This window comes from Stenotrophomonas sp. YJH_SMC_54 (genome assembly GCF_059368435.1).
Map to the genome: position 1 here is coordinate 73,995 of NZ_JCAFRS010000012.1, position 25,521 is coordinate 99,515.

At 67.5% G+C, this 25,521-nt stretch carries 25 protein-coding genes and 1 riboswitch; of the genes, 12 read left to right on the plus strand and 13 right to left on the minus strand.

Annotated features, from left to right (window positions below):
* Positions 1 to 4: 4 nt before the first annotated feature.
* Both AC5P5S_RS14480 and birA read right to left on the minus strand, forming a co-directional pair.
* Positions 5 to 736, minus strand: coding sequence for a type III pantothenate kinase (locus tag AC5P5S_RS14480; RefSeq protein WP_005407698.1), 732 nt, complete (start codon positions 734 to 736; stop codon positions 5 to 7).
* Complete coding sequence (birA, locus tag AC5P5S_RS14485; protein WP_062606021.1) at positions 733 to 1,701, minus strand: bifunctional biotin--[acetyl-CoA-carboxylase] ligase/biotin operon repressor BirA; 969 nt, start codon at positions 1,699 to 1,701, stop codon at positions 733 to 735. The genes AC5P5S_RS14480 and birA overlap by 4 nt, the downstream gene beginning before the upstream one ends.
* 144 nt (positions 1,702 to 1,845) lie before the next feature.
* On the opposite strand from birA, the gene AC5P5S_RS14490 reads away from it, so the two are divergent.
* Positions 1,846 to 2,124, plus strand: coding sequence for a hypothetical protein (locus tag AC5P5S_RS14490; protein ID WP_005411956.1), 279 nt, complete (start codon positions 1,846 to 1,848; stop codon positions 2,122 to 2,124).
* Positions 2,091 to 2,882 (plus strand): M90 family metallopeptidase, encoded by a 792-nt coding sequence (locus AC5P5S_RS14495; protein ID WP_181900776.1) that lies wholly within the window; start codon positions 2,091 to 2,093, stop codon positions 2,880 to 2,882. Before AC5P5S_RS14490 ends, AC5P5S_RS14495 begins: the two co-directional genes overlap by 34 nt.
* Positions 2,883 to 2,967: 85 nt before the next feature.
* Here the strand turns inward: AC5P5S_RS14495 and AC5P5S_RS14500 are convergent, their stop codons facing one another.
* From AC5P5S_RS14500 to dusA, 4 genes are all read right to left on the minus strand, one after another.
* Positions 2,968 to 4,392: an ATP-binding protein gene (locus AC5P5S_RS14500; protein WP_032953760.1), complete on the minus strand. Its 1,425-nt coding sequence runs from the start codon at positions 4,390 to 4,392 to the stop codon at positions 2,968 to 2,970.
* A 25-nt stretch (positions 4,393 to 4,417) separates the two neighbouring features.
* Positions 4,418 to 5,101: a response regulator transcription factor gene (locus AC5P5S_RS14505; RefSeq protein ID WP_004136763.1), complete on the minus strand. Its 684-nt coding sequence runs from the start codon at positions 5,099 to 5,101 to the stop codon at positions 4,418 to 4,420.
* Positions 5,102 to 5,174: 73 nt separating this feature from the next.
* The gene (locus AC5P5S_RS14510) at positions 5,175 to 5,549 is read right to left on the minus strand and encodes a hypothetical protein (RefSeq protein WP_005407693.1); all 375 of its coding nucleotides are present in this window, start codon (positions 5,547 to 5,549) and stop codon (positions 5,175 to 5,177) included.
* Positions 5,550 to 5,762: 213 nt separating this feature from the next.
* Entirely contained in the window at positions 5,763 to 6,794 is a 1,032-nt protein-coding gene (gene dusA, locus AC5P5S_RS14515) for a tRNA dihydrouridine(20/20a) synthase DusA (protein ID WP_044569375.1), read from the minus strand.
* A 217-nt stretch (positions 6,795 to 7,011) separates the two neighbouring features.
* On the opposite strand from dusA, the gene AC5P5S_RS14520 reads away from it, so the two are divergent.
* Both AC5P5S_RS14520 and AC5P5S_RS14525 read left to right on the plus strand, forming a co-directional pair.
* Positions 7,012 to 7,431, plus strand: a complete 420-nt coding sequence (locus AC5P5S_RS14520; RefSeq protein WP_024956209.1) for a lysozyme inhibitor LprI family protein — start codon at positions 7,012 to 7,014, stop codon at positions 7,429 to 7,431.
* Positions 7,432 to 7,473: 42 nt separating this feature from the next.
* Positions 7,474 to 9,255, plus strand: coding sequence for a peptidoglycan-binding domain-containing protein (locus AC5P5S_RS14525; RefSeq protein WP_495276327.1), 1,782 nt, complete (start codon positions 7,474 to 7,476; stop codon positions 9,253 to 9,255).
* A 293-nt stretch (positions 9,256 to 9,548) separates the two neighbouring features.
* Here the strand turns inward: AC5P5S_RS14525 and AC5P5S_RS14530 are convergent, their stop codons facing one another.
* Complete coding sequence (locus AC5P5S_RS14530) at positions 9,549 to 9,728, minus strand: hypothetical protein (RefSeq protein WP_043035432.1); 180 nt, start codon at positions 9,726 to 9,728, stop codon at positions 9,549 to 9,551.
* A 104-nt stretch (positions 9,729 to 9,832) separates the two neighbouring features.
* Here AC5P5S_RS14530 and AC5P5S_RS14535 point away from each other — a divergent pair, with 104 nt between their 5' ends.
* Together AC5P5S_RS14535 and AC5P5S_RS14540 are read left to right on the plus strand one after the other, a co-directional pair.
* Positions 9,833 to 10,813 (plus strand): cation diffusion facilitator family transporter, encoded by a 981-nt coding sequence (locus tag AC5P5S_RS14535; RefSeq protein WP_043035425.1) that lies wholly within the window; start codon positions 9,833 to 9,835, stop codon positions 10,811 to 10,813.
* A gap of 112 nt (positions 10,814 to 10,925) precedes the next feature.
* The gene (locus tag AC5P5S_RS14540; protein WP_014035621.1) at positions 10,926 to 11,351 is read left to right on the plus strand and encodes an organic hydroperoxide resistance protein; all 426 of its coding nucleotides are present in this window, start codon (positions 10,926 to 10,928) and stop codon (positions 11,349 to 11,351) included.
* 147 nt (positions 11,352 to 11,498) lie between these two features.
* On the opposite strand, the gene mmsB is transcribed toward AC5P5S_RS14540, so the two are convergent.
* The 5 genes from mmsB to AC5P5S_RS14565 are packed head-to-tail and all read right to left on the minus strand — an operon-like array spanning position 11,499 to position 17,038.
* Positions 11,499 to 12,389, minus strand: a complete 891-nt coding sequence (gene mmsB, locus AC5P5S_RS14545; protein WP_043035424.1) for a 3-hydroxyisobutyrate dehydrogenase — start codon at positions 12,387 to 12,389, stop codon at positions 11,499 to 11,501.
* The gene (locus tag AC5P5S_RS14550; RefSeq protein WP_043035423.1) at positions 12,386 to 13,561 is read right to left on the minus strand and encodes an enoyl-CoA hydratase/isomerase family protein; all 1,176 of its coding nucleotides are present in this window, start codon (positions 13,559 to 13,561) and stop codon (positions 12,386 to 12,388) included. The genes mmsB and AC5P5S_RS14550 overlap by 4 nt, the downstream gene beginning before the upstream one ends.
* Positions 13,558 to 14,355: an enoyl-CoA hydratase gene (locus AC5P5S_RS14555; protein WP_005411946.1), complete on the minus strand. Its 798-nt coding sequence runs from the start codon at positions 14,353 to 14,355 to the stop codon at positions 13,558 to 13,560. The genes AC5P5S_RS14550 and AC5P5S_RS14555 overlap by 4 nt, the downstream gene beginning before the upstream one ends.
* Positions 14,352 to 15,518: an acyl-CoA dehydrogenase family protein gene (locus AC5P5S_RS14560; protein WP_005407684.1), complete on the minus strand. Its 1,167-nt coding sequence runs from the start codon at positions 15,516 to 15,518 to the stop codon at positions 14,352 to 14,354. Before AC5P5S_RS14560 ends, AC5P5S_RS14555 begins: the two co-directional genes overlap by 4 nt.
* Positions 15,519 to 15,532: 14 nt before the next feature.
* Positions 15,533 to 17,038 carry a CoA-acylating methylmalonate-semialdehyde dehydrogenase gene (locus AC5P5S_RS14565; protein WP_005411945.1) on the minus strand — a complete coding sequence of 502 codons (1,506 nt, stop codon included), beginning with the start codon at positions 17,036 to 17,038 and terminating at the stop codon, positions 15,533 to 15,535.
* Positions 17,039 to 17,153: 115 nt separating this feature from the next.
* On the opposite strand from AC5P5S_RS14565, the gene AC5P5S_RS14570 reads away from it, so the two are divergent.
* The gene (locus AC5P5S_RS14570; protein WP_012478808.1) at positions 17,154 to 18,521 is read left to right on the plus strand and encodes a helix-turn-helix domain-containing protein; all 1,368 of its coding nucleotides are present in this window, start codon (positions 17,154 to 17,156) and stop codon (positions 18,519 to 18,521) included.
* A 223-nt stretch (positions 18,522 to 18,744) separates the two neighbouring features.
* Complete coding sequence (locus AC5P5S_RS14575) at positions 18,745 to 18,909, plus strand: hypothetical protein (RefSeq protein ID WP_495205353.1); 165 nt, start codon at positions 18,745 to 18,747, stop codon at positions 18,907 to 18,909.
* Here the strand turns inward: AC5P5S_RS14575 and AC5P5S_RS14580 are convergent.
* The gene (locus AC5P5S_RS14580; protein WP_032966341.1) at positions 18,903 to 20,795 is read right to left on the minus strand and encodes a patatin-like phospholipase family protein; all 1,893 of its coding nucleotides are present in this window, start codon (positions 20,793 to 20,795) and stop codon (positions 18,903 to 18,905) included. The two genes, AC5P5S_RS14575 and AC5P5S_RS14580, sit on opposite strands and share 7 nt — an antisense overlap.
* A gap of 193 nt (positions 20,796 to 20,988) precedes the next feature.
* Between AC5P5S_RS14580 and AC5P5S_RS14585 the strand changes: the two genes are divergently transcribed.
* From AC5P5S_RS14585 to pncA, 4 genes are all read left to right on the plus strand, one after another.
* Entirely contained in the window at positions 20,989 to 22,038 is a 1,050-nt protein-coding gene (locus tag AC5P5S_RS14585) for a bifunctional nicotinamide-nucleotide adenylyltransferase/Nudix hydroxylase (RefSeq protein WP_005411941.1), read from the plus strand.
* Between the two features lie 64 nt (positions 22,039 to 22,102).
* Complete coding sequence (locus AC5P5S_RS14590) at positions 22,103 to 23,512, plus strand: nicotinate phosphoribosyltransferase (protein WP_062606028.1); 1,410 nt, start codon at positions 22,103 to 22,105, stop codon at positions 23,510 to 23,512.
* Between the two features lie 83 nt (positions 23,513 to 23,595).
* A riboswitch (cobalamin riboswitch) is annotated at positions 23,596 to 23,825 on the plus strand.
* Between the two features lie 161 nt (positions 23,826 to 23,986).
* Positions 23,987 to 24,673, plus strand: coding sequence for an epoxyqueuosine reductase QueH (locus AC5P5S_RS14595; RefSeq protein ID WP_012478805.1), 687 nt, complete (start codon positions 23,987 to 23,989; stop codon positions 24,671 to 24,673).
* A 55-nt stretch (positions 24,674 to 24,728) separates the two neighbouring features.
* Positions 24,729 to 25,355: a bifunctional nicotinamidase/pyrazinamidase gene (pncA, locus tag AC5P5S_RS14600; RefSeq protein WP_024956219.1), complete on the plus strand. Its 627-nt coding sequence runs from the start codon at positions 24,729 to 24,731 to the stop codon at positions 25,353 to 25,355.
* Positions 25,356 to 25,521: the final 166 nt, after the last annotated feature.

Genomic DNA, 25,521 nt, shown 5'->3' on the forward strand with positions numbered 1-25,521 from the left:
GATACTAGCCTGCGGGCTGGTGCACCGCCCAGCGGGCGAGGCCATCCAGCACCAGCGAGGGGTGGTAATCGGCGCCGGGCAGCAACGGCATCAGCGCCGGTGCGCCGCCACCGTGCACCAGGAGCGAGGGCGCAACGCCCAGCAGCGTGTGCGCCTGCTGTGCGCTGCGTTCGATCAGTGCCACGGCCGCACCATCGCAGCCGGAGGCGAGCGCGTCGGCGGTGTCGTTGGCGAATTCGCTGTAGTCACCGCCGGTAGCCGGCAGCTGCACCGCGCGGGCATGCAGTGCTTCGCGCATGGTGGTGGGCGATGCGGAAATGCGGCCACCGTGGTGCTGGCCGTCGGCGTCGAGCAGATCGATCGTCAGTGCGGTGCCCACCCCGACCACCAGCACCGGGCGCTGCGCCTTGGCCGCAGCCAGCAGGGCCAGGAAACGGTCCACACCGAATTTTTCGGGCTTGGCATAGGCAATGCGCACACCGGCGCATTCGGCGCTGGTACGCACCACGTGCACGTGCTCGAAGCGACGCTGCAGCTGGTCCAGCATCGCGCTGGTCAGCGACGGTGCGGCCACGCTGGCCACGAACGCGGTGGTGCCGCTGGGCAGGCTGTGCGGCGGCTGTCCGGCCATGCCTTCGGCGCCATGCGCCCAGGCCTGCACGTCACCGGCACGGTCACCCTGCAACGGCGCGAACTTGAAGCGCGAGTTGCCGAGGTCGAACAACCAATCGCTCATGCCGCCCTCACGCTGACTTCGCCGGCGTGCAGCAGGCGCTCACGGCCATCGATGCGCACGCGCAAGGCGCCGTCATCAGCCAGGCCGAGTGCGGTGCCATGCTGCCACTGTCCATCCAGTTCCACCCGTACTTCGCGACCGGCCAGCATGTCGAACGCGGCGTAGCGCGGCAGGAAGGGAGCGAGGCCTTCGCGATCGAATTCTTCCAGTGCCGGCAGCAGGCGCGCCAGCACGGCAGCAACCACCACGTTGCGGTCCACCGCCTTGCCGGCCAGCGTGTCCAGGTCCACCCACGGCTGGGTGATCTGCTCGGCGAAGGACGGCGGCATGTGCGTGTTGATGCCGATGCCGATCACCGCGCGCGCCGGGCCGGCGTATTCGCCACCGCCCTCGGCGAGCAGGCCGACCAGCTTGCGCTTGCCATCGACGATCAGGTCATTTGGCCACTTCAGCTGCGCCTGGGTGTAGCCCAGGTCGTGCAGCGCTTCGGCCACGGCGATGCCGGCCACCAGGCTCAGCCCGGCCAGGCGACCGAGGCCACCGGAAAACAGCCGCAGCACCGACAGGTAGATATGCGCGGCCAGCGGCGACGCCCACGTACGGCCGCGACGGCCGCGGCCGCCGGTCTGGCGCTCGGCCAGCAGGACGCTCACCCCGCGCTGGGGCGCGCTGCAACGCAGCAATTCGGCGTTGGTCGAGTCCACTGTCCAGGCGACCTGCAGGTCGTGCAGCAGGGCTTGGACGCCGGCAGGTAGGCCGGCACGGATCGCGTCCGGGTCCAGCAGGTCGACCGGGCGGGTCAGGCCATAGCCCTCACCTGCACGCCCCTCGATGTCTACACCGGCGGCTCTAAGTCCTTGAATACGCTTCCAAATAGCCGCCCGGGTCTGGCCCAGCTCACGGGCCAGGGCGTCGCCGGAGAGGCGACCGGCAGCGAGTTTGGCCAGCAATTGGCGGTCGTCCACGGCAGCTTCCACGAAGTCAGGAAGGAATTATGCGGGAAAGCCGCCAGCGGCGCCCGCCACGCTGGGTTCCGCGGGGGCTTCCAACGGGGCGCCGGGTTCGGGCTAGAATCGGGAACTCACCTTCCCTTAACGTGGATGTCGTCAATGCGCCGTTATGCCCATTGCCTGATCCTGCTGACGATGCCCTTCGCGGCGTCTGCGACGGCAGCGCTGGACGACAGCCGCGGCGCCTGCGTGTCCTCCAACGGCGATGCCGCTTCGCAGCGTGCACCGACCGCGACCGCTTCGGCCGCCACCACCAAGCCGGCACCGGTCCGCCCGGCAGCCAACACCAGCACGGGCGGCGGTGGCAGCGATGACGACGTGCTGCAGCGCATCCGCGCACCGAAGTGGCACAGCTACCTGCCGGGAATGTTCCGCTGATCAAGTCGTTGCTGCAGTGGCTGCGGCCTGCGCCGCGGCCGATCGACGATGTACTGTGGAATGAGGCCTGCCGCCGCGCCGCCTGGCTGCACGGTCTGGACGACGAACGCCGCGCGCGATTGCGCCTGCTGGCCACGCGCTTCCTGCACGAGAAGACCATTACCCCGATCGGCGAGCTGCAGCTGCATGCCGGCGATGGCGTGCTGCTGGCGGCACTGTGCTGCCTGCCGCTGCTGGAGTTCGGCAAGGTGGGTCTGGAAGGCTGGTCGCAGCTGATCGTCTACCCCGATGCATTCCGCGTACATCGCAGCCACATGGATGCGGCCGGCGTACTGCATGAGTGGGATGACGAACTGATTGGCGAGTCGTGGGACAGCGGTCCGTTGATCCTGTCGTGGGCCGATGTGCAGGCCGACCTGGCGACGCCGCACGAGGGCTACTGCGTGGCGGTGCACGAGATGGTGCACAAGCTGGATGCGCTGGATGGCGCGATGGACGGCACGCCGCCACTGCCGCGCGAGTGGCAGCGCGAGTGGGCAGCCACCTTCCAGCGTTCCTACGACGCCTTCTGCGCGCAGGTGGATGCCGGCGAGGAGACGTTGATCGACCCGTACGCGGCCGAGGCGCCGGAAGAGTTCTTCGCGGTGGCCAGCGAGTATCACTTCTCGGCACCGGATCTGCTGCAGCAGGCGTTGCCGGAGGTGGCCGCGCAGCTGCAGCGGTTCTACGGCGAGCCGCCGACGATCGAAACACGGTAGTGCCGGCCGCTGGCCGGCAACCTCATGATCTTAGATGGCATTGCTTGGTTGCCGGCCAGCGGCCGGCACTACCGATCAACGAAGCTTACGGCCCTGGCGGCAAACGCACTTCGAAACGGGCGCCGCCCAGTTCGCTGGAACGGCCTACGGCCAGTTCGCCGCGGTAATCCTTGATCAGGTCCTGCACGATCGACAGGCCGATGCCGTGGCCCTGCACGCGCTCGTCGCCACGCACACCACGCTGCAGCACCTTGCCGATGTCGTCCGGGGCAATGCCCGGGCCATCGTCGTCCACCGCCAGCAGCAGGCCTGCGCGGCGCGCGTTCGGTGCCGGCAGCGGCTGCGCGGTCAGCAGCACGCGGCGGTTGGCCCACTTGAAGGCGTTTTCCAGCAGGTTGCCGAGCAGTTCCTGCAGGTCGCCCGGTTCGCCGTGGAAGCGCGCGGCCGGATCGATGTCGAACTCGCACAGCACGCCCTTGGAGGCGTAGACCTTCTCCAGGCCACGTACGATTTCCTCGGCGTTGGACTCGATCGGAAGCGGCGCGGAGAACAGCTTGTGGCCCGACGACGCAGCACGTGCCAGCTGGTACGAAACCAGGTTGTTCATGCGCTGCAGCTGCACGTCCAGCTCTTCGCGCAGCGCGCCATCGCCCGCGCCGCTGTCCATCTGCGTGCGCAGCACCGCAATGGGCGTCTTCAGGCTGTGTGCCAGGTCGGCCAGGGTGTTGCGCTGGCGCTCGAGGTTCTCGCGCTCGCTTTCAATGAAGGCGTTGATGCTGTCGGTCAGCGGTTCCAGCTCGCGCGGGTGGCGCTCGCTCATGCGCTCGGTCTCGCCGCGCTGCACCTTGGTCAGCTCGGTGATCACGCGACGCAGCGGACGCAGGCTCCACTGCAGGATGACGGTCTGCAGCAGCAGCAGGATCAGGCCGATGCCGCCCAGGTAGAACCAGACACGGCCACGGAACACGCGCAGCTGCGCGCCCAGCGCGCGCGAGTCTTCCATCACATAGATGGTGTACGGGAATTCGGTGGCCGGGTCGGCGTCGGCGTCCCACACCAGGCCCAGGCCATAGCGGTACACCGAACCCTGGCTGCCGTCGATCTGGATCATCGGCAGCGGGCCTTCGAACACTTCCTGGCGCGGTGCCAGCAGGCCGCCGCCGACGGTGGGCAGCATCGGGCCTTCGGCGGACATCGAATTGCCCTTGCCGTGCGGCATCACCACCTGCAGGTACAGGCCACTGCCCGGCACGTCGAAGCGCGAATCCGGCGGCTGCTCGCGGATGTACAGCGAGCGGTCGCGGGTGAAGTCGATGCCGGCCGCGTACGCGGTGGCGTAGTTCTTCAGGCGCTCACGCAGGTTCGCCTTCGCCGTATCGGCGAAGGCGGCGTCGAGTGCGTAACCGGCCAGGGCCAGGAACGCGACCAGGCCCACGGACGCGGCAAGCATCTGGCGCGCCTGCAGGGAGCGCGGCCGCCAGCGTCGGAAGAACCACAGACGGCCGGACATCATGGTCTCGCCAGGCTGAGCCGGCTCAGCCCTCGTTGCGCGGAATCGCGAAACGGTAGCCGCGGCCGCGCACGGTCTCGATCGGCTTCAGTTCGCCATCCGGGTCCAGCTTCTTGCGCAGGCGGCCGATGAACACTTCCAGCACGTTCGAGTCGCGGTCGAAGTCCTGCTGGTAGATGTGCTCGGTGAGGTCGGCCTTGGAGACCAGTTCACCGGCGTGCATCATCAGGTACTCCAGCACCTTGTATTCGTAGCTGGTCAGGTCGACATTGCTGCCGGCCACGCTGACGGTCTGCGCAGCCAGGTCCAGAGCGACCGGGCCGCATTCCAGGGTCGGCTTGCTCCAGCCGGCGGCGCGGCGCAGCAGCGCGTTGACGCGGGCCAGCAGCTCTTCGACGTGGAACGGCTTGACCAGGTAGTCGTCGGCGCCCTGCTTCAGGCCTTCGACCTTGTCCTGCCAGCTCGAACGCGCGGTCAGGATCAGCACCGGGAACTTCTTGCCTTCGTCACGCAGGGCCTTGATCAGCTCCATGCCCGACATCTTGGGCAGGCCGAGGTCGATGATGCCGACATCGAACGGAACTTCGCGCCCCATGTAGAGGCCTTCCTCGCCGTCCTGCGCAGCATCGACGGCAAAGCCTTCGCGCTTGAGCCGGGCTGCCAGGGTCTCACGCAGCGGGGCTTCGTCTTCGACCAGAAGGATACGCATGAACTCTCCCTAGTGTCCTGGGTGTGGCCCGGAGGCCTGTGGGGTACGGGTTGATAGCGACAACTATCCCTGTTCAGGGGTTATCGCCGCGTAGTGATGACATATCCGACCGCGGCGTGCGCGGCTGTGAACGCGACGGTGCGGGGTCGTCCATGTAGCGGACCCGGCCCCGGTCGTCCATGTACTTCACCCGGTTGATGTCACGCCCATCGAACGGCACGCGCTCGGCGCCGAGGATGTGGCCGCCGGTGGTGCGCTGCACGCGGCGCACGGCATCGGACAGCGAGCGCTCGTCGCCACGGCCACCGCGCTCGCCCCGCTCCATCATCTCCGCGCGCCCCTGATCGCCACGCGGCGGCTGTTGCGCCAGCGCCGAAGACAGCGGCGCAGCCGCCAGCACCACGCAGGTGGCCAGGGCAATGCGGCGATGGAAGGGAGCGGAAGACATCGATGCGATCCTAGCCGAGCACGGCGATTCGTTCAAAAGTCGTAAATCCGGGAGCCGGGTTCGGGACCCGGCGCTTTACAAATCCTTTGCAAATTCTTGGTTTGGGGCAGTGAATCCGGTCTGAACTTTTCCGGCCCTGCGCTCGCGTCGTTCATCTAGGTGAACATTCGGGACGAATCGCCGCCCCTTGTCAAGTCAGGACCGTGACCGACGTCACGCTGCGGCGCGATCAGCTTCGCGTTCGGTGACCGCCAAGGCCTGTTCGATCAGGCTCCAGCCGGCGCCCGGGCGGTGTGCGCCCTCGCTCAGCACCTGGCGGAAGGCGCGACCACCGGGCTGGCCATGGAACAGGCCGAGCAGGTGGCGGGTGATGTGCTTCAGCGCCAGGCCTTCGCGCAGCCGCGCCTCGATGTAGGGGCGCATCGCGCGCAGCAGGTCACCACGTGCCTGTAGCGGGGCGCCGGTGTGCAGCGCCTCCAGCTGATGCAGCAGATAGGGGTCGTGATAGGCCGCCCGGCCCAGCATCACGCCATCGACGTGCGCGGCCTGCGCCTGTACCGCCTCGATGCTGGCCAGGCCACCGTTGATCACCACCGGCAGTGCCGGGCGCTCCTGCTTCAGGCGGTAGGCCCAGTCGTACTTCAGCGGCGGAACCTCGCGGTTCTCCTTCGGCGACAGGCCCTTCAGCCACGCGTTGCGCGCATGCACCACCACCATCGCCGCACCAGCGGCGACCTGGCGGTCGACGAAGCTGGCAAACACGTCGTAGTCGTTGTCCTCGTCCACGCCCAGGCGGCACTTCACCGTTACCGGGATGTCGACCGCATCGACCATGGCCGCCACGCACTCGGCCACCAGTACCGGCTCGCGCATCAGGCAGGCGCCGAAACGCCCGGCCTGCACGCGGTCGGACGGGCAGCCGCAGTTGAGGTTGACCTCGTCGTATCCCCACTCGGCGGCAATGCGCGCAGCCTGCGCCAGCAGGGCCGGATCGCTGCCGCCAAGCTGCAGCGCCAGCGGCTGTTCGCTGCGGTCGAAGCCGAGCAGGCGCTCGCGGTCGCCGTGGATGACCGCGTTGGCGTGCACCATCTCCGTGTACAGGCGTGCACCCGGCGCCAGCACGCGATGGAACACGCGGCAATGGCGGTCGGTCCAGTCCATCATCGGGGCAACGGACAGGCGCAGGGAATCAGCGTAACGGGCGGTGGCGGACGTCATCGGGGTGTTGATCGTGGAGACTGGCATTGCCAGTGAGATCAATAGTTTACACCGCTCGGCTGAATGGCGGCGGCTGGCGCCCGGATAGCGGGGCGCCCGGGCCCGAGGGCCGTCCGCAGGCCGGGCGGCGCCACCCCACAATGACGGGCAACCGGTCACAGTTGTCGCGATTCGTTGACGACGACGAAATATTGACGCCGTTATAGTCCGTCGCTCGCAATGGATTGGACGTGTGGAGCAGATGATGCAGCACAAGCGTTTGAGCAGGACCCTCGCCACCGCGCTGGCGGTCGCCGTACTGGCCATCGGCACGGCAACCGCAGCACCGGCTGCCACCGGGCTGAGCCCGACCTTCACCACCTGCCGTGACAAGGCACAGGGTGCGATCGAGCAGGCCGCCTGCCTGACCTCGGAAAGCGCACGCCAGGACCAGCGCCTGAACCAGGCCTACCGCCAGCTGCAGGCAAAGCTGACTGGCGCAAAGAAGACCAAGCTGGTGAATGCCCAGCGCGCGTGGCTGCAGTCGCGCAGCCGCGATGGCGAACTGGATACCGCGCTGTACGACGATTCGCAGCCCGGCAACCTGCAGGGCGAGCTGAACGATGTGATGCGCCTGAGCGCGCGTGCCGACCAGCTGCAGAAGTATCTGCAGCTGCTGGACTGACCCTTGAGGGGCAGACCCTCTGACTGCACAAGGATGTAAGACATGCCAACCAGCATCGATACCCATGATCTCGATGCCACCTCCGGCGCCGTGTATTTCGCCGTCGGCCGTGGTACCGAAGGGGGTCCCGCCTCCTATCATCTGGCCATCGCCGGCATCACCCAGGGCGTGACCGAACCGCACTGGGGCACGGTGAACAAAGTCGCGCAGAACAGCGGTTACAGCCTGGGCGCGATCCAGGTCGACTTCGGCCAGCGCGGCGAGTGGGCGCTGGGCGCCATCGACGGCCACGCACTGAAGGCGGGCGAGACGACCTATGTCGACGCCGTGATCGATCAGGCCAGCACCTATGCCAAGGCGCACAACCTGCCCTTCACCCAGGACCACGCCGACCTGCGCCGCGACCTGCTCAGCCACGGCAATGGCCTGAGCGGGCGCAGCTCGATCCAGTTCATCGATACCAACACGCGCGACAGCATCAACGCCTGGGCCGGTTCGGCCGAGGGCAAGCAGTGGATCCACGCGAACATCGACTACCCGCAGGTGCGCAACGCCACCCGGATCGGCATGGCGATGGTGGACGCACACGGCAGCGGCATCGCCGAGGAAAACCGCTTCGAAGCGATCAGCCTGATCGCCAAGACCGCCAACCAGTTGCCCAGCCAGCTGCCCAAGCTGCAGAAGGTGCTGGAAGAAGGCGGTGACTACGAGGCGCTGCGCGCGAAGGCCGGGCAGATCCGCGAGACCTACCAGTACTTCGACGCGCCCAAGGCCGGCGACATCGCCGTGCGCTACGAAAATGCCTACGCCAACAACAAGGACGCAATGGACCGCGCCCATGCCAAGGTCAGCAGCCGCGACTACTCGCCCGCCGGTGAGCACAATGATGCGGACATCAAGGTGGCGCTGGACCAGATCGGCGCACCGCGCCAGCAGGCCGGTTCGCAGACGTTGAAGGAAGGGTCCAGCGGCCGTGACGTGCTGAAGCTGGAGAGCAATCTGGTCACGTTGGGCTATGCCAGCGCTGGCGGCCAGCAGACGCTGAATCCGGACCGGCGCTTCGATGCCACCACCCGCAAGGCGGTGGAGGACTTCCAGCGCGCACACAACCTGGACCCGGTGGACGGCAAGGCCGGGCCAGCCACGCTGGCCGCGATCGACCGCGACGCGCGCGAACTCCAGGGCAACCTGGCCGCGCTGGGGCTGACCGACGCCAAGGGCCAGGCCATCGGCAGCGATGGCTATCTGGGCGGTGGCAGCCGCCATGCGATCAACGCTTTCCAGCAGCAGCATGGCCTGCCCGCGACCGGCATTGCCGATGCGGAAACCCGCCAGGCGCTGGCCAATGAAGTGCAGCAGCGTGCGCAGGCACAGGGCAACACCCCGGGGCAGCAGGCCGCGGCCGAGCCTGCGCGCGAGACGGTGTACCCGATGTCCGACCCGCGCAGCCCGCAGAACTGGCTGTACACCGAGACCCTGGTGCAGGTGAAGTTCGCCGAGGAAGCGCGTGGCCTGCCCTCCGGCGAGCACAGCGAGAAGCTGGCCGCTGCGCTTACCGTGGAAGCTGCACGTGCCGGCCTGTACCGGGTTGATCGCGTTGAGCTGAACCAGGATGGCTCGATGGCGCGCGCGGTGCAGGCCAATGCACTGCACGACGAAAGCGCGTTGAACCGCAATACCGCGCCGGTATCGACGGCGGACGCGATGCGCCAGAGCGTGCAGGAAAACAGCGAGCGGGCATTGCAGGTGAGCGATCAGCAGCGCGAGCAGCAGAAGATCGACCAGCAGACCCAGCAGCACGGCCCGCGGGCCATGATGGCGTAAGAGAGCGGGCCCACGGGCCCCTGAGTGCCATTGCCTTGCTCACCCCTCGTCGGCTTGAGGTCGACGGGGGCATTGGTTGAGGTGCGTCGAGGATTGTCGCAAATGCGAGGTCTTGCGCCCCGGAGCGTGCCCACGCTTCGAGGGAGTCGGCCTCGCGGTGTAATCGATCCGGTTTGATCGCGTCGACGCTTTGACGACAGATAAGTCCGTCCCGAGCTTTCCCCAAGTGGTCAGTACCCGCCATCCATAGGCGGTCTGCTTCTTGAAGCACTGCCGCCTCAGGCGGTCAGGTCTCACAGGTGGGCGTCGCGCAGATCAATCTGTACCCTCGGCGCCACGTGCTGGTAATCGAACACCGCACCCAGATGGCCGGCCGAGGCAAGGAATACCTGCCCACGCACGTGGTAGACCTGCGTGTCACCGGCATCGTAGCGCTGCATATCCCGCATGCGGCCGAGGAACTCGATGACCATGTTGGCCACGCCCTGGGCGACGCATTCGCGATCACGCTCGCTGGGCGTCTCGGCGATGTCCTCGACGTTCTGCGACGATGCCGGACAGCGGAAGACAGCGAGGCATGCCGCCGCTCTACAATCGGGCCATGGCCACCCACCGCCCGCAGTTCTTCGACCCCGCCACCGAACAGGGCGTGCTGCGCCTGTCGATCGCCGCCTCGCTGCTGCTGGCCGCCGCCGCAGTGGTATTCGGCCTGCTGGCCAATTCCTCGCTGATCATCTTCGACGGCATCTACGGCCTGATCGATGTGGTCATGACCTGGCTGTCGCTGCTGGTGGCACGGCTGATCGCGCTGTCCACCCAGACCGACGCGTTGCAGTCGAGGCTCAACCAGCGCTTCACCATGGGCTTCTGGCACCTGGAACCGATCGTGCTGGGGGTCAGCGGCACGCTGATGATCGGTGCGGCACTGTATGCCCTGGTCAATGCGGTGGATGCGTTGATGTCCGGTGGCCGCCACATCGCACTGGGCCCGGCCATTGCCTTCGCCGGGCTGTCCATCGTCGGCGAAGGCGCACTGGCCTGGTTCATCCTGCGCGCCAACCGCCGCATCGGCTCGGAGTTCATCGCACTGGATGCGAAGAACTGGGTGATCGCGGCCAGCATGTCGGCCTGCTACCTGCTGGCCTTCCTCGGCGGCGTGCTGGTGCAGGGCACGTCCTGGGCCTGGGTCGGGCCGTACATCGACCCGGCCATCCTTGCCTTCGTCTGCGTGCTGGTGATGATCGCCCCGCTCGGCACCGTGCGCCGGGCGCTGGCCGGCATCCTGCTGGTCACCCCGCCGGAGCTGCAGGCGCACGTGGATGCCGTGGCACGCGCGATCGTGGCCAAGCATGGCTTCGTCGAGCACCGCAGCTACGTGGCGCGGGTGGGGCGAGGCGAGCAGATCGAGCTGTTCTTCGTGGTGCCGGAAAACGATCCGCCGCGGAAGCTGGTGGAATGGGACCAGCTGCGCGACGAGATCGGCGACGCGCTGGGCGAGGCCTCGCCGGACCGCTGGCTGACCATCATGTTCACCACCGACCGCGAGTGGACGATCTAGGCCGACAGGACGATCGATCAAGTTTTTCGTACGCCCTGCAACCCAACGTACGCGGAAACCGGGCAAAGTAGGCTCCAACGCAAACATCCACCCACCGACCAGGAGCATCCCGATGTCCATCGAAAAGGTTCTGTACACCGCCCAGGCCACCTCCACCGGCGGCCGTGAAGGCCGTTCCGTCTCCTCCGACAACGTGCTGGACATCCAGCTGTCGACCCCGCGCGAGCTGGGCGGCGCCGGTGGCCCGGGCACCAACCCCGAACAGCTGTTCGCCGCCGGCTATTCGGCCTGCTTCCTGGGCGCGCTGAAGTTCGTGGCCGGCCAGGCCAAGGTCGCGCTGCCGGCCGACACCACCGTCACCGGCAAGGTCGGCATCGGCCAGATCCCGACCGGCTTCGGCATCGAAGCCGAGCTGACCATCAGCGCTCCGGGCGTGCCGCGCGAGCAGCTGGAAGAGCTGGTGCAGAAGGCGCACATCGTGTGCCCGTACTCCAACGCCACCCGCGGCAACATCGACGTGACGCTGATCGTTGCCTGATGGGGTGCTGCCGGCCAGCGGCCGGCACTACCAACGTGAAGAGCAAAAAAATGGGCGGATGCCGGTCGAAACCGAACATCCGCCCATCCCACCTTCGTTGTCCCACAGGGGGCATGAGGTTGCCGGCCAGCGGCCGGCACTACCAGGTCACTTCTCGCTGGTGATGAGCTGCACGACGCTGGAGAAATCCAGCTTGCCGCGGCCGGCCTGGTGGTTCATCGAGTACAGGTTGCGGGCTACTTCGCCCAGCGGAATCGAGGCGCCGACACTCATCGCCGCTTCCACTGCCAGGCCCATGTCCTTCAGCATCAGATCACTGCCGAAGCCGCCGCTGTAACCGCGCGACGCAGGCGCGTTTTCCAGCACGCCCGGCCACGGGTTGCACACTTCAGTGGCCCAGCTGCGGCCGGTGCTGACCGCCATCATCTGCGACAGCACCTTCGGGTCCAGGCCGTGCGCCACGCCCAGCGCGATGGCTTCACCGGTCACCGCCATGATCACGCCCAGCGCCATGTTGTTGCACAGCTTGGCGACCTGGCCGGCGCCGCTGGCGCCCACGTGGAAGATGTTCTTGCCCATCGCCTGCAGCACCGGGCGCGCGCGTTCCAGCGCGTCCTCTTCGCCACCGACGATGAAGGTCAGGGTGCCGGCCTGGGCACCGGCGGTACCGCCGGATACCGGCGCGTCGATCATCTGCAGGCCACGTGCGGCAGCGGCTTCGGAGACCTTGCGCGCGCTGGCCGGGGCAATGGTGCTGCAGTCGATGACCAGTGCACCCGCCGGAATCGCGGCGAGGATGCCGTCGTCGCCCAGGTACACGCCTTCGACATGGCGGCTGGCCGGCAGCATCGAGATCACCACCTCGGCATCGGTCAGGGTGTCGCGCGCCGACGACGCAGCACTGGCACCGGCGTCAACGGCGGCCTGCACCGCGGCCGGGACGAGATCGAACACGCGCACGCTGTGGCCGTTCTTGACCAGATTGGCGGCCATCGGGCCACCCATGTTGCCCAACCCGATGAATGCAATGCGGCTCATGCAAGGCTCCTTTCAACAAGGGGAGTGCCCAGGTCGGCCAGCGGATGCGCGGCATCGGCCCAGGGGGAAGCGAAGAAGGTGTCGGCCCACGCGCCGGTGGCCTCGGCCAGGGTGGCCGGGTTCCACTGCGGATTGCGGTCCTTGTCGATCAGCAGCGCGCGGATGCCTTCGGCGAAATCACCGTGGGCGGCGCAGTGCAGGGCGACGATGTACTCCAGGCGATAGATCGCGGCCAGGTCCTGGCCGGCACTGCGGCGCTGCAGTTCGTACGCCAACCGTGCCGAACCGGGTGCACCGGCGGCGAGAGTCTTCTGTGCGGCCTGCAACCAGGCGTCGTCGGTCTGCAGGCCGGCAATGCGCGCCACGATGGCCTGCAGGTCATCGCCCTCGCACAGCGCCTCGACCTGCGCGGCATTGGCCAGCAGCGGGCCGGTGGCGGCATCGCTGGCATGCGACTGCAGCAGATGGGTCAGGCGTTCGTGGTTGTGTGCGGCATCGCTGGACCAGGCCACCTGCAGCAGCGCATCGAACACCGCGCTGCGGCGTTCTTCGGCCACGTGCACGTCGGCCAGGCCGGCGTAGATGGCGTCGCCCGGGTTGAGCAGCGCGCCGGTCAGCGCCAGGAACAGGCCGCCCTTGCCCGGTACGCGCGGCAGCAGCCAGCTGCCACCCACATCGGGGAACAGGCCGACGGTGATTTCCGGGAAGGCCAGCTTGGAGCGCTCGCTGACCACGCGGTGGCTGGCGCCGGACATCAGGCCGATGCCGCCGCCCATCACGATGCCATGGCCCCAGCACAGGATCGGCTTGGCGTAGGTGTGGATGAGATGATCGACGCGGTATTCGACGTCGAAGAACTCGGCGGCGTAGTCGTTCTCGCGGATGTCGCTGCAGCCGGCCTCGCGGAAGGCGACCATGCTCTTGTACAGGCTGTGCAGGTCACCGCCGGCGCAGAACGCCTTCTCACCGGCACCCTGCAGCACCACCATGGCGATGCCGTCGTCGTCGGCCCAGACATTCAACTGCTTCAGCAGCAGGTGCGCCATCGGCAGCGAGAAACCATTGAGCGTACGCGGCGCATTGAGCGTGGCGATGCCGATGCGCGCGCCGTTGCCGGCCACGCGCTCCTCGAACAGCACCGGTGCGTCGTCGGCAACGGTGTCGGTGCTCATGCGTTCTTCCACTGCGCGGTGCGCTTTTCCAGGAAGGCGGTCACGCCCTCGACCTGGTCGGCGGTGTCGAACAGGTCGACGAAGGCTTCACGCTCGGCCACCAGCGCCGAGGCGTGGGTGCCGGTGCGGGTGGACTGCACCAGGGTCTTGCAGGCGGCGATGCTGGTCGGGCTCTGCTTGCCGGCCTTCTTCGCCCATTCCAGGGCCAGTGCCTTGGCTTCGCCCTTGCCGACCTTTTCTTCGGCCAGGCCAATGCGCAGTGCGGTCTCGGCATTGATGCGCTCGCCCAGCAGGATCATGCGCTTGGCCCAGCCCTCGCCGACCAGGCGCGGCAGGTTCTGGGTGCCACCGGCACACGGCAGCAGGCCGACGGTGGCCTCCGGCAGCGCGACCTGGGCGTGGTCTTCAATGATGCGCAGGTCGCAGGCCAGTGCGCATTCCAGGCCACCGCCCATGGCGTAGCCGTTGATCGCGGCGATCGACACGCCACGGAAACCGGACAGCGCTTCGAAGGCTTCACCGAAGCGGCGCGCGGCCTCGCGTGCAGCGGCCTTGTCGCCGGAGGCGAACTGGTTGAGGTCGGCACCGGCGGAGAAGAACTTCTCGCCGTCACCGGTGATCACCAGCGCGTAGATGTCGCGGTCTGCGTTGAGCGCGCCCACCAGGTCGCGCAGCGCCGACAGGCTGTGCACGGTCCAGGTGTGCGCCGGCGGGTTGTTCAGGGTGACCACGGCGGTGTGGCCATCGACCTCCACCTTCAGGCCCACGTGCTCCTGGGTACGCCAATCCTTCATCGCAGTTCCTCTTCGGTGTTGAGCAGGTGACGGGCAACGATCACCCGCATGATCTCGTTGGTGCCTTCCAGGATCTGGTGCACGCGGCAGTCACGCAGCAGGCGCTCGATCGGGTATTCGCGGATGTAGCCGTAGCCGCCGTGGATCTGCAGCGCTTCGTTGCAGACGTTGAAGCCGGCATCGGTGGCGAAGCGCTTGGCCATCGCGCACCACACGTTGGCGTCGCTGGCACCGGCATCGAGCTTGCGCGCGGCGGTGTGCACCATCTGCCGGGCGGCGACCAGCTGGGTGACCATGTCGGCCAGCTTGAACTGCAGCGCCTGGAACTCGGCCAGCGCCTTGCCGAACTGGCGGCGCTCGCCCATGTAGCGGCGCGCGGCATCCAGCGCACCCTGCGCGGCACCCAGCGAGCAGGCGGCGATGTTGATGCGGCCGCCGTCCAGACCCTTCATCGCCAGCTTGAAGCCGCCGCCTTCCTCTCCCAGAAGGTGGCTGACCGGCACGCGGACGTTTTCGAAGGTGATGCCGCGGGTGGGCTGGCTGTTCCAGCCCATCTTCTCTTCCTTGCGGCCGAAGCTGATGCCCGGCAGGTCCGACGGCACCGCAATGGCGCTGACACCGCCGGCACCGGCACCACCGGTGCGCGCCATCACCACCAGCAGCTCGGTGGCACCGGCGCCGGAAATGAAGGCCTTGGAGCCATTCAGCACATAGAAGTCGCCATCGCGCACGGCGGTGGTCTTCAGCGAGGCCGCATCGGAACCCGCACCCGGTTCGGTCAGGCAGTACGAGGCCAGCTTGAGGCCCGAGGACAGATCGGTGCCCCACGCATCGCGCAGGGCCGGCTGGCCCCACTTGGACACCATCCACGAGGCCATGTTGTGGATGCTGATGTAAGCCGCGGTCGACGGATCGACGTTGGCGAGCTCCTCGATGACGACGGCGGCGTCCAGTCGGCTCAAGCCGCTGCCGCCCACTTCCGGGTCCATGTACAGGCCGCAGAAGCCCAGTTCACCGGCCTTGGCGATCGCCTCGCGCGGAAAGATGCCCTCCGCATCCCATCGCGCGGCGTGCGGCGCCAGTTCGGCCTGTGCGAAGTCGCGCGCCGCCTCGCGGTACGCCTGCTGCGCTTCTTCCAGTTCCGTCGTCATCGAGTGGCTCATGGCTGCTCCTGCCGTTACTTCAGGCTGATCGTGGTGTTGACGCCGTGGCTCAGCGTCTCGTCATCGAACCAGCGCGCGGTGACCGTCTTGGTCTGGGTGTAGAACAGCACCACCTGCTTGCCGTACGGGCCCAGGTCGCCCAGCTTGGAGGCGCGCGAACCGGTGAACGAGAACAGCGGCACCGGCACCGGGATCGGCACGTTGATGCCGACCTGGCCGACGTCGATGTCTTCCTGGAACTTGCGCGCGGCAGCGCCGGACTGGGTGAACAGTGCGGTGCCGTTGCCGTTCGGGTTGCTGTTGACCATCGCGATGGCCTCTTCCAGCGTTTCCGCTTCAAGGATGACCAGCACCGGCCCGAAGATTTCTTCCTGGTAGATGCGCATGTCGGTGGTGACACCGGCAAAGATGGTCGGGCCGACGAAGTTGCCCTTCTCGAAACCATCGACCTGCGGCTTGCGGCCATCCAGCACCAGCTTGGCGCCCTGCTCCACGCCCGAGGCGATCAGGCCTTCCACGCGTTCGCGGGCGCCGCAGGAAATGACCGGGCCGACGTCGGTACCGGACACGGTGCCGGCGCTGACCTTCAACGTCTTGGCCTTTTCGACCAGGTCCTGCACCCAGTTGCGCGCCTCACCGACCAGCACCAGGGTGGAAGCGGCCATGCAGCGCTGGCCCGCAGCACCAAAGGCGGCACCGACCATCGCGTTGAGGGTCTGTTCCTTGTTGGCGTCCGGCAGCACCACGGCGTGGTTCTTGGCGCCCATCATGCACTGCACGCGCTTGCCGGCCAGCGAGGCGCGGTTGTAGACGTGGGTGCCGACGCGGGTGGAACCGACGAACGACACGGCCTTGATGTCCGGGTGGTCGCAGATCGCGTTGACCACTTCCTCACCGCCGTGGACGACGTTCAGCACGCCCTTCGGAATGCCGGCTTCCAGGGCAAGCTCGACCAGGCGCATGGTGACCATCGGGTCCTGCTCGGACGGCTTGAGGATGAAGGTGTTGCCCGTTGCAATCGCCATCGGGAACATCCACAGCGGGATCATCGCCGGGAAGTTGAACGGGGTGATGCCGGCGCACACGCCCAGCGGCTGCATGATCGTGTAGGTGTCCACGCCATTGGCCACGTTGTTGGCCAGCTCGCCCAGCTGCAGGTTGCCGATGGCGGCGGCGTGCTCGACCACTTCCAGGCCGCGGAACACATCGCCTTCGGCGTCCGGCAGGGTCTTGCCCTGTTCGGCGGTGAGGATGTGGGCCAGCTCGCTCATGTTCTCGCGGATCAGCTGCTGGTACTTCAGGAAGATGCGCGCGCGGGTGCCGATCGGGGTCTTGCGCCAGGTCTTGAAGGCTTCCTTGGCGGCGGCGACGGCGGCGTCCACTTCGCCGGTGGTGGCGAACGGCACCTTGGCCAGCACGTCCTGGGTGGCCGGATTGATCACGTCCTGCCAGTGGGAGGTGGCCGATTCAACGAACTGGCCATCGATCAGCATGCGGATACGGGGCGCTGCAACAGTCATGACGACAATCCCACAGGGTGCGAAAGATGCTTGGCATTATTCACAGCACCCGTCTCGATTTCCGGGCTGAATCCGCTTAATCTGGCCAACACGCCAGACGATTCATGTTAATTCTGTGAATTATTCAGCCACCCAGCGGCAGCTTGGCCTGCGCTTGCTACGGCTGCGCGAGCAGCGCGGCTACAGCCAGGTGGACCTGGCCCGCGCCTTGGGCCTGTCGGCCAGTTACCTGAACCAGATCGAGCGCAACAAACGCCCACTCACCCCGGCCGTGCAGAAGAAGCTGGGCGAGGTACTGGGCGATGTTTCCTCACTGTTCGACGAAGATGAGCCCGCTGCCCTGCAGGAAGCGCTGGGCGAGACCCTGCGCGATCTGGGCCTGGCCGAAGTCAGTGCCACTGAACTGCGCGCCCTGGCTGGCAACCTGCCGCAGGTCAGCCGCGCGCTGCTGGACCTGCACCGCCGCCACCTGGCGCTGCGCGAGCATGCCGCCGCGCTGGAGTTCCAGCTGGGCGAGCCCGGTGCCGGCAGCACCCTGCCCGCCGGTGACCAGGTGCGCGAGTTCTTCAACCGCATGCACAACCACATCCCCGAACTGGACGAGCTGGCCGAGCAGCTGTTCGCCGAATGGGGGCTGTCGCCCGGGCATGTGGCACCGCGGCTGCGCCAGCTGCTGGCCGACCGACATGGCGTGCTGGTGGAAGTGGCTGCACTGCAGGCCGGGCGCGAGAAACGGCAATACGATGCCGGTGCGCGGCGGCTGTGGCTGCCCGATTACCTGGAGCCCGGCCAGCAGGCGTTCCAGATGGCGGCCGAGCTGGCCCTTCATGGCTATCTGCCGCAGATCGATGCGGTAGTGGCGCGCGCCGGGTTCACCGATGAGGCACGCATCGCGCAGGCGCGGATTGGCTTGTCGAATTACTTCGCCGGTGCGTTGGTGATGCCGTACATGCGTTTCCTGCGTGCGGCCGAGGCCAGCAGCTACGACATCGAGCTGCTGGCGCACCAGTTCGGCGTGGGCTTTGAAGCGGTCTGCCACCGGCTGAGCACGCTGGCACGGCGCAGTGCGCCCGGGCTGCCGTTCTTCTTCATCCGCGTGGACCGTGCCGGCAACGTGTCCAAACGCCATTCGGCCACCGATTTCCATTTCTCGCAGGTGGGAGGGTCGTGCCCGCTGTGGATCGTCTACGAGGCGTTCAACCAGCCCGGCCGCATCCTCACCCAGACCGCGCGCATGCCCGATGGGCGGCGCCACTTCTGGCTGGCGCGGCAGGTCAGCAGCGGGCCGGTGGGCCATGGCCAGCCACGCAAGACGTTCGCGGTGGCGTTGGGCTGCGACCTGCAGCATGCCGAACGCCTGGTGTATTCGCTGGGGCTGGATGTACAGAGCCCGGGGAACTCGGTGTCGATCGGGCCGGGTTGCCGGGTGTGCCCGCGCGAGGACTGCATGCAGCGCGCGTTCGCGCAGTTGCCGGGGCGGTAGGGTTGGTTCGGCAGGGCTGCGCCCTGCACCTGCGGTAGTGCCGGCCGCTGGCCGGCAACCTCAAAAGCAACAGCGGGCTTTCCGTGGGATGGCGGGGCGGTGTCGGATTGCGGGGACGCCGTGAGCCCGTCCCTGGGGGCTTGGCCGCGGCATCCATGCCGCGGACACCCCGCAATCCGGCACCACCCCACCTTCGACAGTTTCCTGCTGCTGTTGGAACCTGATGCTGATGCTGATGCTGATGCTGATGCTGATGCTGATGCTGATGCTGATGCTGATGCTGATGGTGATGCTGATGGTGATGGTGGGTGCCGACCGTTGGTCGGCACGCTCTCGCCCTGCGCGAAATGCATCCACGCATGGCGTGGATCTACTGCCGGCTCAGTAGATCGGCGTGACCTTCATCTGCGGCAGCGGACGCGGTGCGCCGTCAGTAAGGTCCGGGCCGAGGTCTTCCCAGGTACGTCCCTGCTCGACCATCAACCCCCACAGCTGCTGCGAGGCCAGCCGCTTGTCTTCCGAGCCCAGCTTGTACGACGGCGGTGCCGGTTCCCCGCGGGCAACCATCGAATAGGCCGCGCGGTAGGCCAGTACCTGCTGCGCCGGATCATCGGTGCGTGCCACTTCCAGCGTGTAGCGCTGGTAGGCCGAGGCCAGGTTGCGCCAGCGGATCCAGTAGTGGTTCTCGAACGAGAACGAACAGAAGCGCGCACCGGCGAGGCTGCCCTTGTCGGCGATGCGGGTCAGCACCTCCTGCGGCATGTCCAGGTTCATGCCGCCTTCGTCGCCCTGCAGGCTGACGTGCACGATGCGGTCGCGGTAGCCCGGCGCGCGCGCCTGCAGCAGATCGCGCCAGTTCTGCATGGTCGCCACCACCGCGAACAGGAAGCGGCCCAGCTCGGCGGCCGCCAGCGGTGTGGCGATCGACTGGTAGGTGCGCTGCCAGCCGTGTCGGTTCTCGGTGGGCAGGAACACCGCGTGCTCCAGCGACTGGCGGCCATTGCTGCCGTGGTTCACCTCTTCGGCGTGCTGCGGGTAGACCAGATTGATGGCGAAGGTAGGCCAGCGCGGCAACGCGGCATCGAACAGATGGATCGGGAAATTGCTACTGATGCCACCATCGGAGAACCAGCAGATGCGGAAGGCGGTGATCACCGGGCCGCAAGCCTGCCCGGCGCTGGTCAGCCCTTCCATGCTGTCGGCCACGTTGTGCTCGGGGTCGGCCGCCGGCGCGGTCGGCTCGCAGCGTCGTTCGCGGCGTGAGGGTTCATGCAGCGGCACCGCGCTGATCAGCAGCGGGAAGCTCAGGCTCATGCGCGTGGCCACCAGCACCGGCAGCTTCGGGCCCGGCGGCAGGTGGTAGTACTGTCGCCCTTCCACCTCCAGCGGCGGGCCGGCCTGCGTCACCAGCCACTGCACCACGCTGGCCGGGAACAGCTGCTCGAATTCCTCGCGCAGGAACCAGAACTGCGCGCCGCCCAGCGGCAGCGTGCGCGGCTCGTTGTGCGACACGCAGGTGGTGATCATCTGCAGGCTGATCGCATGCGGGCTGTCCGGCTCGCCGGCATAGCGCGGCGCATCGTGCAGGTCGGCGAAGGTGAGCGGTGCATCCAGCGGCTTGCCGGACAACTGCTGCAGGCATTCGTGCAGCCACTCGGTCAGTGCCGGCGTGCGTGCATCGCGGCCGAGGCCGCTGCACAGGCCCAGCAGATTGCGTCGCGCCACGCGTGCCACACGAAGCGCGGCACCGGCCACACCTGCACCGTACGCACACAGCAGCGACGGCAGCAGCGTGGCCGCCACCCCGCTCCAACCACCGCCCCACCAGCCCAGGCCGAGCAGCAGCGCCAGCGACACCAGCACTTCCAGCGGCGCGATCTCGAACACGGCAACGGCCAGGCACAGCAGTTTGCGCGGCAGGCTGGCATTGCCGGTCAGCACCACCAGCAGGCGATAGGCCGCGCGTGCCCCGCGTGCGGGCTGGAACAGGCTGTAGATGAAGCCGCGCCGCGACAGCTGCGCCGACACCGCCGACAACCCGCCATAGCCTGCATCGCCGGGCAGGTGCTCGCCGGCCTGCTGACGACGATCACCGCAGGCCGCCGCAGCCGCCACGGCGGCGGCGATGGCGCCGGCCGAAGTGCCGCCGATGCTCTTGAAGCGATACTCGCGCGCCAGCGCCAGTACCGCATTGGGGTACACGATGCCGCTGGTGATGCCGCCTTTCATGACCAGATCGCAGTACTTGTCCGCCACTGTCTTGCCCCCGAGCATGCCGTCCGCCGCGTGGGTGCCAGTATGGCGCAGAGGCTTCTCAGGGCCTGAGAACAACGGCGCAGTCCGCGCACGCGATGCGCCGTTCAGCAGAATGCACGGCTGCAGGCTTGACCCGCCCCGCCATCGGCGTAGCATCTGCAGCAAGCCAAGGGACAGACCCGCGGCTGCCACAACGACATGAGGGATTCTCATGGAATTCGACTATCTCGTCTTCATCGGGCGATTCGAGCCCTTCCACAACGGCCACGCCGCCGTTGCCCGCCTGGCCCTGAGCCGGGCCCGCAAGCTGATCTTCCTGGTCGGCTCTGCCGATACCCCCCGCAGCCTGCGCAATCCCTGGACCGTGGCCGAACGTGCCGTGATGATCCAGGCCGCCCTCGATGGCCACACCGACCGCCTGCTGATCCGCCCGCTGCGTGACCACCTGTACAACGAAGCGCAGTGGATCGCCAACGTGCAGCGCCAGGTGGCTGAAGCCCTGCGCAACGACGGCGCCGCCGCCGATGCGAAGGTAGGCCTGATCGGCATGGACAAGGACGCGTCCAGCTACTACCTGCGCGAGTTCCCGCAGTGGCCGCTGGTGGACGTGCAGCACACCGCCACCCTGTCGGCCACCGAGCTGCGGCGCTACCTGTTCGAAGCCGGCGACGTCGACTTCCACGGCGCGCTGCTGATGCTGCGTGGCAATGTGCCGGCGCCGGTGTACGACATGCTTGAAGCGTTCCGCAAAAGCGCGCCTGCCTATGGCCAGCTGGTGGCCGAGTACCGCTTCATCGAACAGTACAAGGCCGCCTGGAAGGATGCGCCCTACGCGCCCACCTTCGTCACCACCGATGCGGTGGTGGTGCATTCAGGCCACGTGCTGCTGGTGCGTCGCCGCTCGGAACCCGGCAAGGGGCTGTGGGCGCTGCCCGGCGGCTTCGTCGGCCAGGAACAGAGCCTGCTCGACAGCTGCCTGCGCGAACTGCGCGAGGAAACCCGGCTGAAGATTCCGCTGCCGGTGCTGAAGGGGTCGCTGAAGGGCCAGCAAGTCTTCGACCACCCCGACCGCAGCCAGCGCGGCCGCACCATCACCCACGGTTTCCACTTCGAATTCCCGGCCGGTGACCTGCCGCCGGTGCGCGGCGGCGACGACGCCGACAAGGCGCGCTGGATACCGGTGAGTGAAGCCCTGGACATGGGCCCGCAGCTGTTCGAAGACCACCTGCACATCCTGGAGTATTTCCTCGGCCGCGGCTGACAGGCCCGGCCTCCCCACTGGCGGATAGACCGCTGGTGTCACTCGACGCGAAGGAGCTTCCGTCATGCACTACCTCGATAATCTTCTCCTCAACACCGACAGCTACAAGGCCAGCCATTGGCTGCAGTATCCGCCGGGTACCGATGCCACGTTCTTCTACGTCGAATCACGTGGCGGCCTGCACGATCGCACGGTGTTCTTCGGCCTGCAGGCGATCCTCAAGGACGCGCTGGCACGACCGGTCACCCACGCCGACATCGACGACGCTGCTGCGGTATTCGCCGCGCACGGCGAACCGTTCAACGAGGCCGGCTGGCGCGATATCGTCGACCGGCTTGGCGGCCACCTGCCGGTGCGCATCCGCGCCGTTCCCGAGGGCAGCGTGGTGCCCACCCACCAGGCACTGATGACCATCGAGTCGACCGATCCGGCTGCGTTCTGGGTGCCGTCGTATCTGGAAACGCTGCTGCTGCGCGTGTGGTATCCGGTCACCGTGGCCACCATCAGCTGGCACGCACGGCAGACCATCGCCGCGTTCCTGCAGCAGACCAGCGACGACCCGCAGGGGCAGCTGCCGTTCAAGCTGCACGACTTCGGCGCGCGCGGTGTATCGAGCCTGGAATCGGCCGCGTTGGGCGGTGCCGCGCACCTGGTCAACTTCCTCGGCACCGATACCGTGTCGGCGCTGTGCCTGGCACGCGCGCACTACCACGCGCCGATGGCCGGCTATTCGATTCCGGCCGCCGAGCACAGCACCATCACCAGTTGGGGCCGCGAACGCGAGGTGGACGCCTATCGCAACATGCTGCGCCAGTTCGGCAAGCCCTGTTCGATCGTGGCGGTGGTGTCGGACAGCTATGACATCTACCGCGCGATCAGCGAACACTGGGGCACCACCCTGCGCGATGACGTGATCGCGTCGGGCGCCACCCTGGTCATCCGTCCCGACTCGGGTGACCCGGTGGAGGTGGTGGCCGAAAGCCTGCGCCGGCTGGATGAAGCCTTCGGCCACGCGATCAACGGCAAGGGCTATCGCGTGCTCAACCACGTGCGGGTGATCCAGGGCGATGGCATCAATCCGGACACCATCCGCGCGATCCTGCAGCGCATCACCGACGACGGCTACGCCGCCGACAACGTGGCCTTCGGCATGGGCGGTGCGCTGCTGCAGCGGCTGGACCGCGATACGCAGAAGTTCGCACTGAAGTGCTCGGCGGCGAGGGTCGAGGGTGAGTGGATCGACGTCTACAAGGATCCGGTCACCGACGCCGGCAAGGCCAGCAAGCGCGGCCGCATGCGCCTGCTGCGCCGCCTGGACGATGGCAGCCTGCATACGGTGCCACTGCCGGCCAACGGCGACGACACCCTGCCGGACGGCTTCGAGGACGCAATGGTGACCGTGTGGGAGAACGGCCGCCTGCTGCACGACCAGCGGCTGGACGACATCCGCACGCGGGCGGCCGTGGGGCATTGAAGGTGCATCCCGACCGGGGTCAGAGCCCGCTGCGTTGCAGCGGGCTCTGACCCCTGCGCTCTTGACCGGCGCCACCAACAGGTCCACCTTGCACACGCCGAAGGTATCCCTCCCATCGCTGCGGCGCGGGGAGGGATTTAAACGGGAATCCGGTGAAGGCGCCTCGCGCGTCCATTCCGGAGCTGCCCCGCAGCGGTGAATGGAAACGAATCCTGCCAACAGCACTGGGCTCGCGCCTGGGAAGCGGCAGGTAGTAGGTGGGCTGCGGCCCGAGTCCATCAGCCCGAATACCGGCCCCGGCCGGGGGACACGACCGTCCCCTGACTCGACCTGGAATCTCCGCGGGGAGGTTGCCGGGGCCGTCGTCGTCCTGCGCGTGCAGGCGGTGTGGCCGCGCGCGTCCTGTTCACGGTATCCGGCCAGACCCGTTCACCCACGCGCTGATGCATGGGCCACCGCCGTTGCCGGCGGTCCATGCGGTACCTGACGATGACCGAGCTCCAACGCCCCACCCTGACCCTGCCCGCCGGCGGCAAGCGCCTGCTGCTGCATTCGTGCTGCGCGCCCTGTTCCGGCGAAGTGATGGAGGCGATCACCGCCTCCGGGATCGACTACGCGATCTTCTTCTACAACCCCAACATCCACCCGGTGAAGGAGTACGAGCTGCGCAAGCAGGAGAACATCCGCTTCGCCGAGCAGCACGGCATTCCCTTCATCGACTGCGACTACGACACCGACAACTGGTTCAGCCGTGCACGCGGCATGGAAAACGAGCCCGAACGCGGCATCCGCTGCACGATGTGCTTCGACATGCGCTTCGAGCGCACTGCGCTGTACGCGCACGAGCACGGTTACGACACCATCAGTTCTTCGCTGGGCATCTCGCGCTGGAAGAACATGGCGCAGATCAACGACTGCGGCATCCGCGCCGCCTCGCGCTATGAAGGCCTGCAGTACTGGGACTACAACTGGCGCAAGGGCGGCGGTGCCAGCCGCATGATCGAGATCAGCAAGCGCGAGCAGTTCTACCAGCAGGAATACTGCGGCTGCGTGTACTCGCTGCGCGATGCCAACCGCCATCGCCGCGAGAATGGCCGCGAGCGGATCAAGATCGGCCTGTTGTACTACGGGCAGGACGCTGGGACGCCGCAGGACGATTGACGTGCAGGCATGGGGCGGCCACGCTGGTCGCCCCTTCTGTTGTACCGGAACTGCCATGACCGCCCTGCCCGCCGATGTCGCCCTGCTGGTGATCGACCTGCAGCCGGACTTCATGCCCGGTGGCGCCTTGGCCTGCGACCAGGGCGATGCGCTGGTGGCACCGATCGCCGATCTGCTGGTGCAGCGCCGCTACCGCACCGTGGTGGCGACCCAGGACTGGCACCCGGCCGACCATGCCTCGTTCGCCAGCCAGCACCCCGGCCAACGCCCGTTCGAGACCATCCTGCTGCATGCGCAGCCGCAGACCCTGTGGCCGGACCACTGCGTGCAGGGCAGCGCCGGTGCCGCCCTGCACCCGGGCGTGGACTGGACCGTGGCCGACCTGATCCTGCGCAAGGGCACGCGCCAACAGGTGGATTCGTACAGCGCCTTCCGCGAGAACCACGGCCCCGATGGCGAGCGCCCGGCCACCGGCCTGGCCGGCTGGCTGCATGAACGCCGCATCCGCGAAGTGCACGTATGCGGCCTGGCCCGCGACTACTGCGTGCTGTGGAGCGCGCAGGACGCGGTAAAGTCCGGCTTCCGGGTGAAGTTCCTGTGGGAGCTGACCAAGCCGGTGACCGAAGCCAACGACGTGATGGTGCGCGAGGCGCTGGGCAAGGCGGGGATTGCGATCGTCTGAGGCGTGACCGCCGGGCATGGCCCGGCGCTACCGCGCACGTCGCTTATGCCGCCTGCGCGCTCCTGCCCACAACAACACAATCGATTCATCCAGCCCCCTAACTACGCCCCCCCTACAGATCGCGGGACGGCCGAACCGGCGGCTTTTCATTGGATGAAATCAGGAT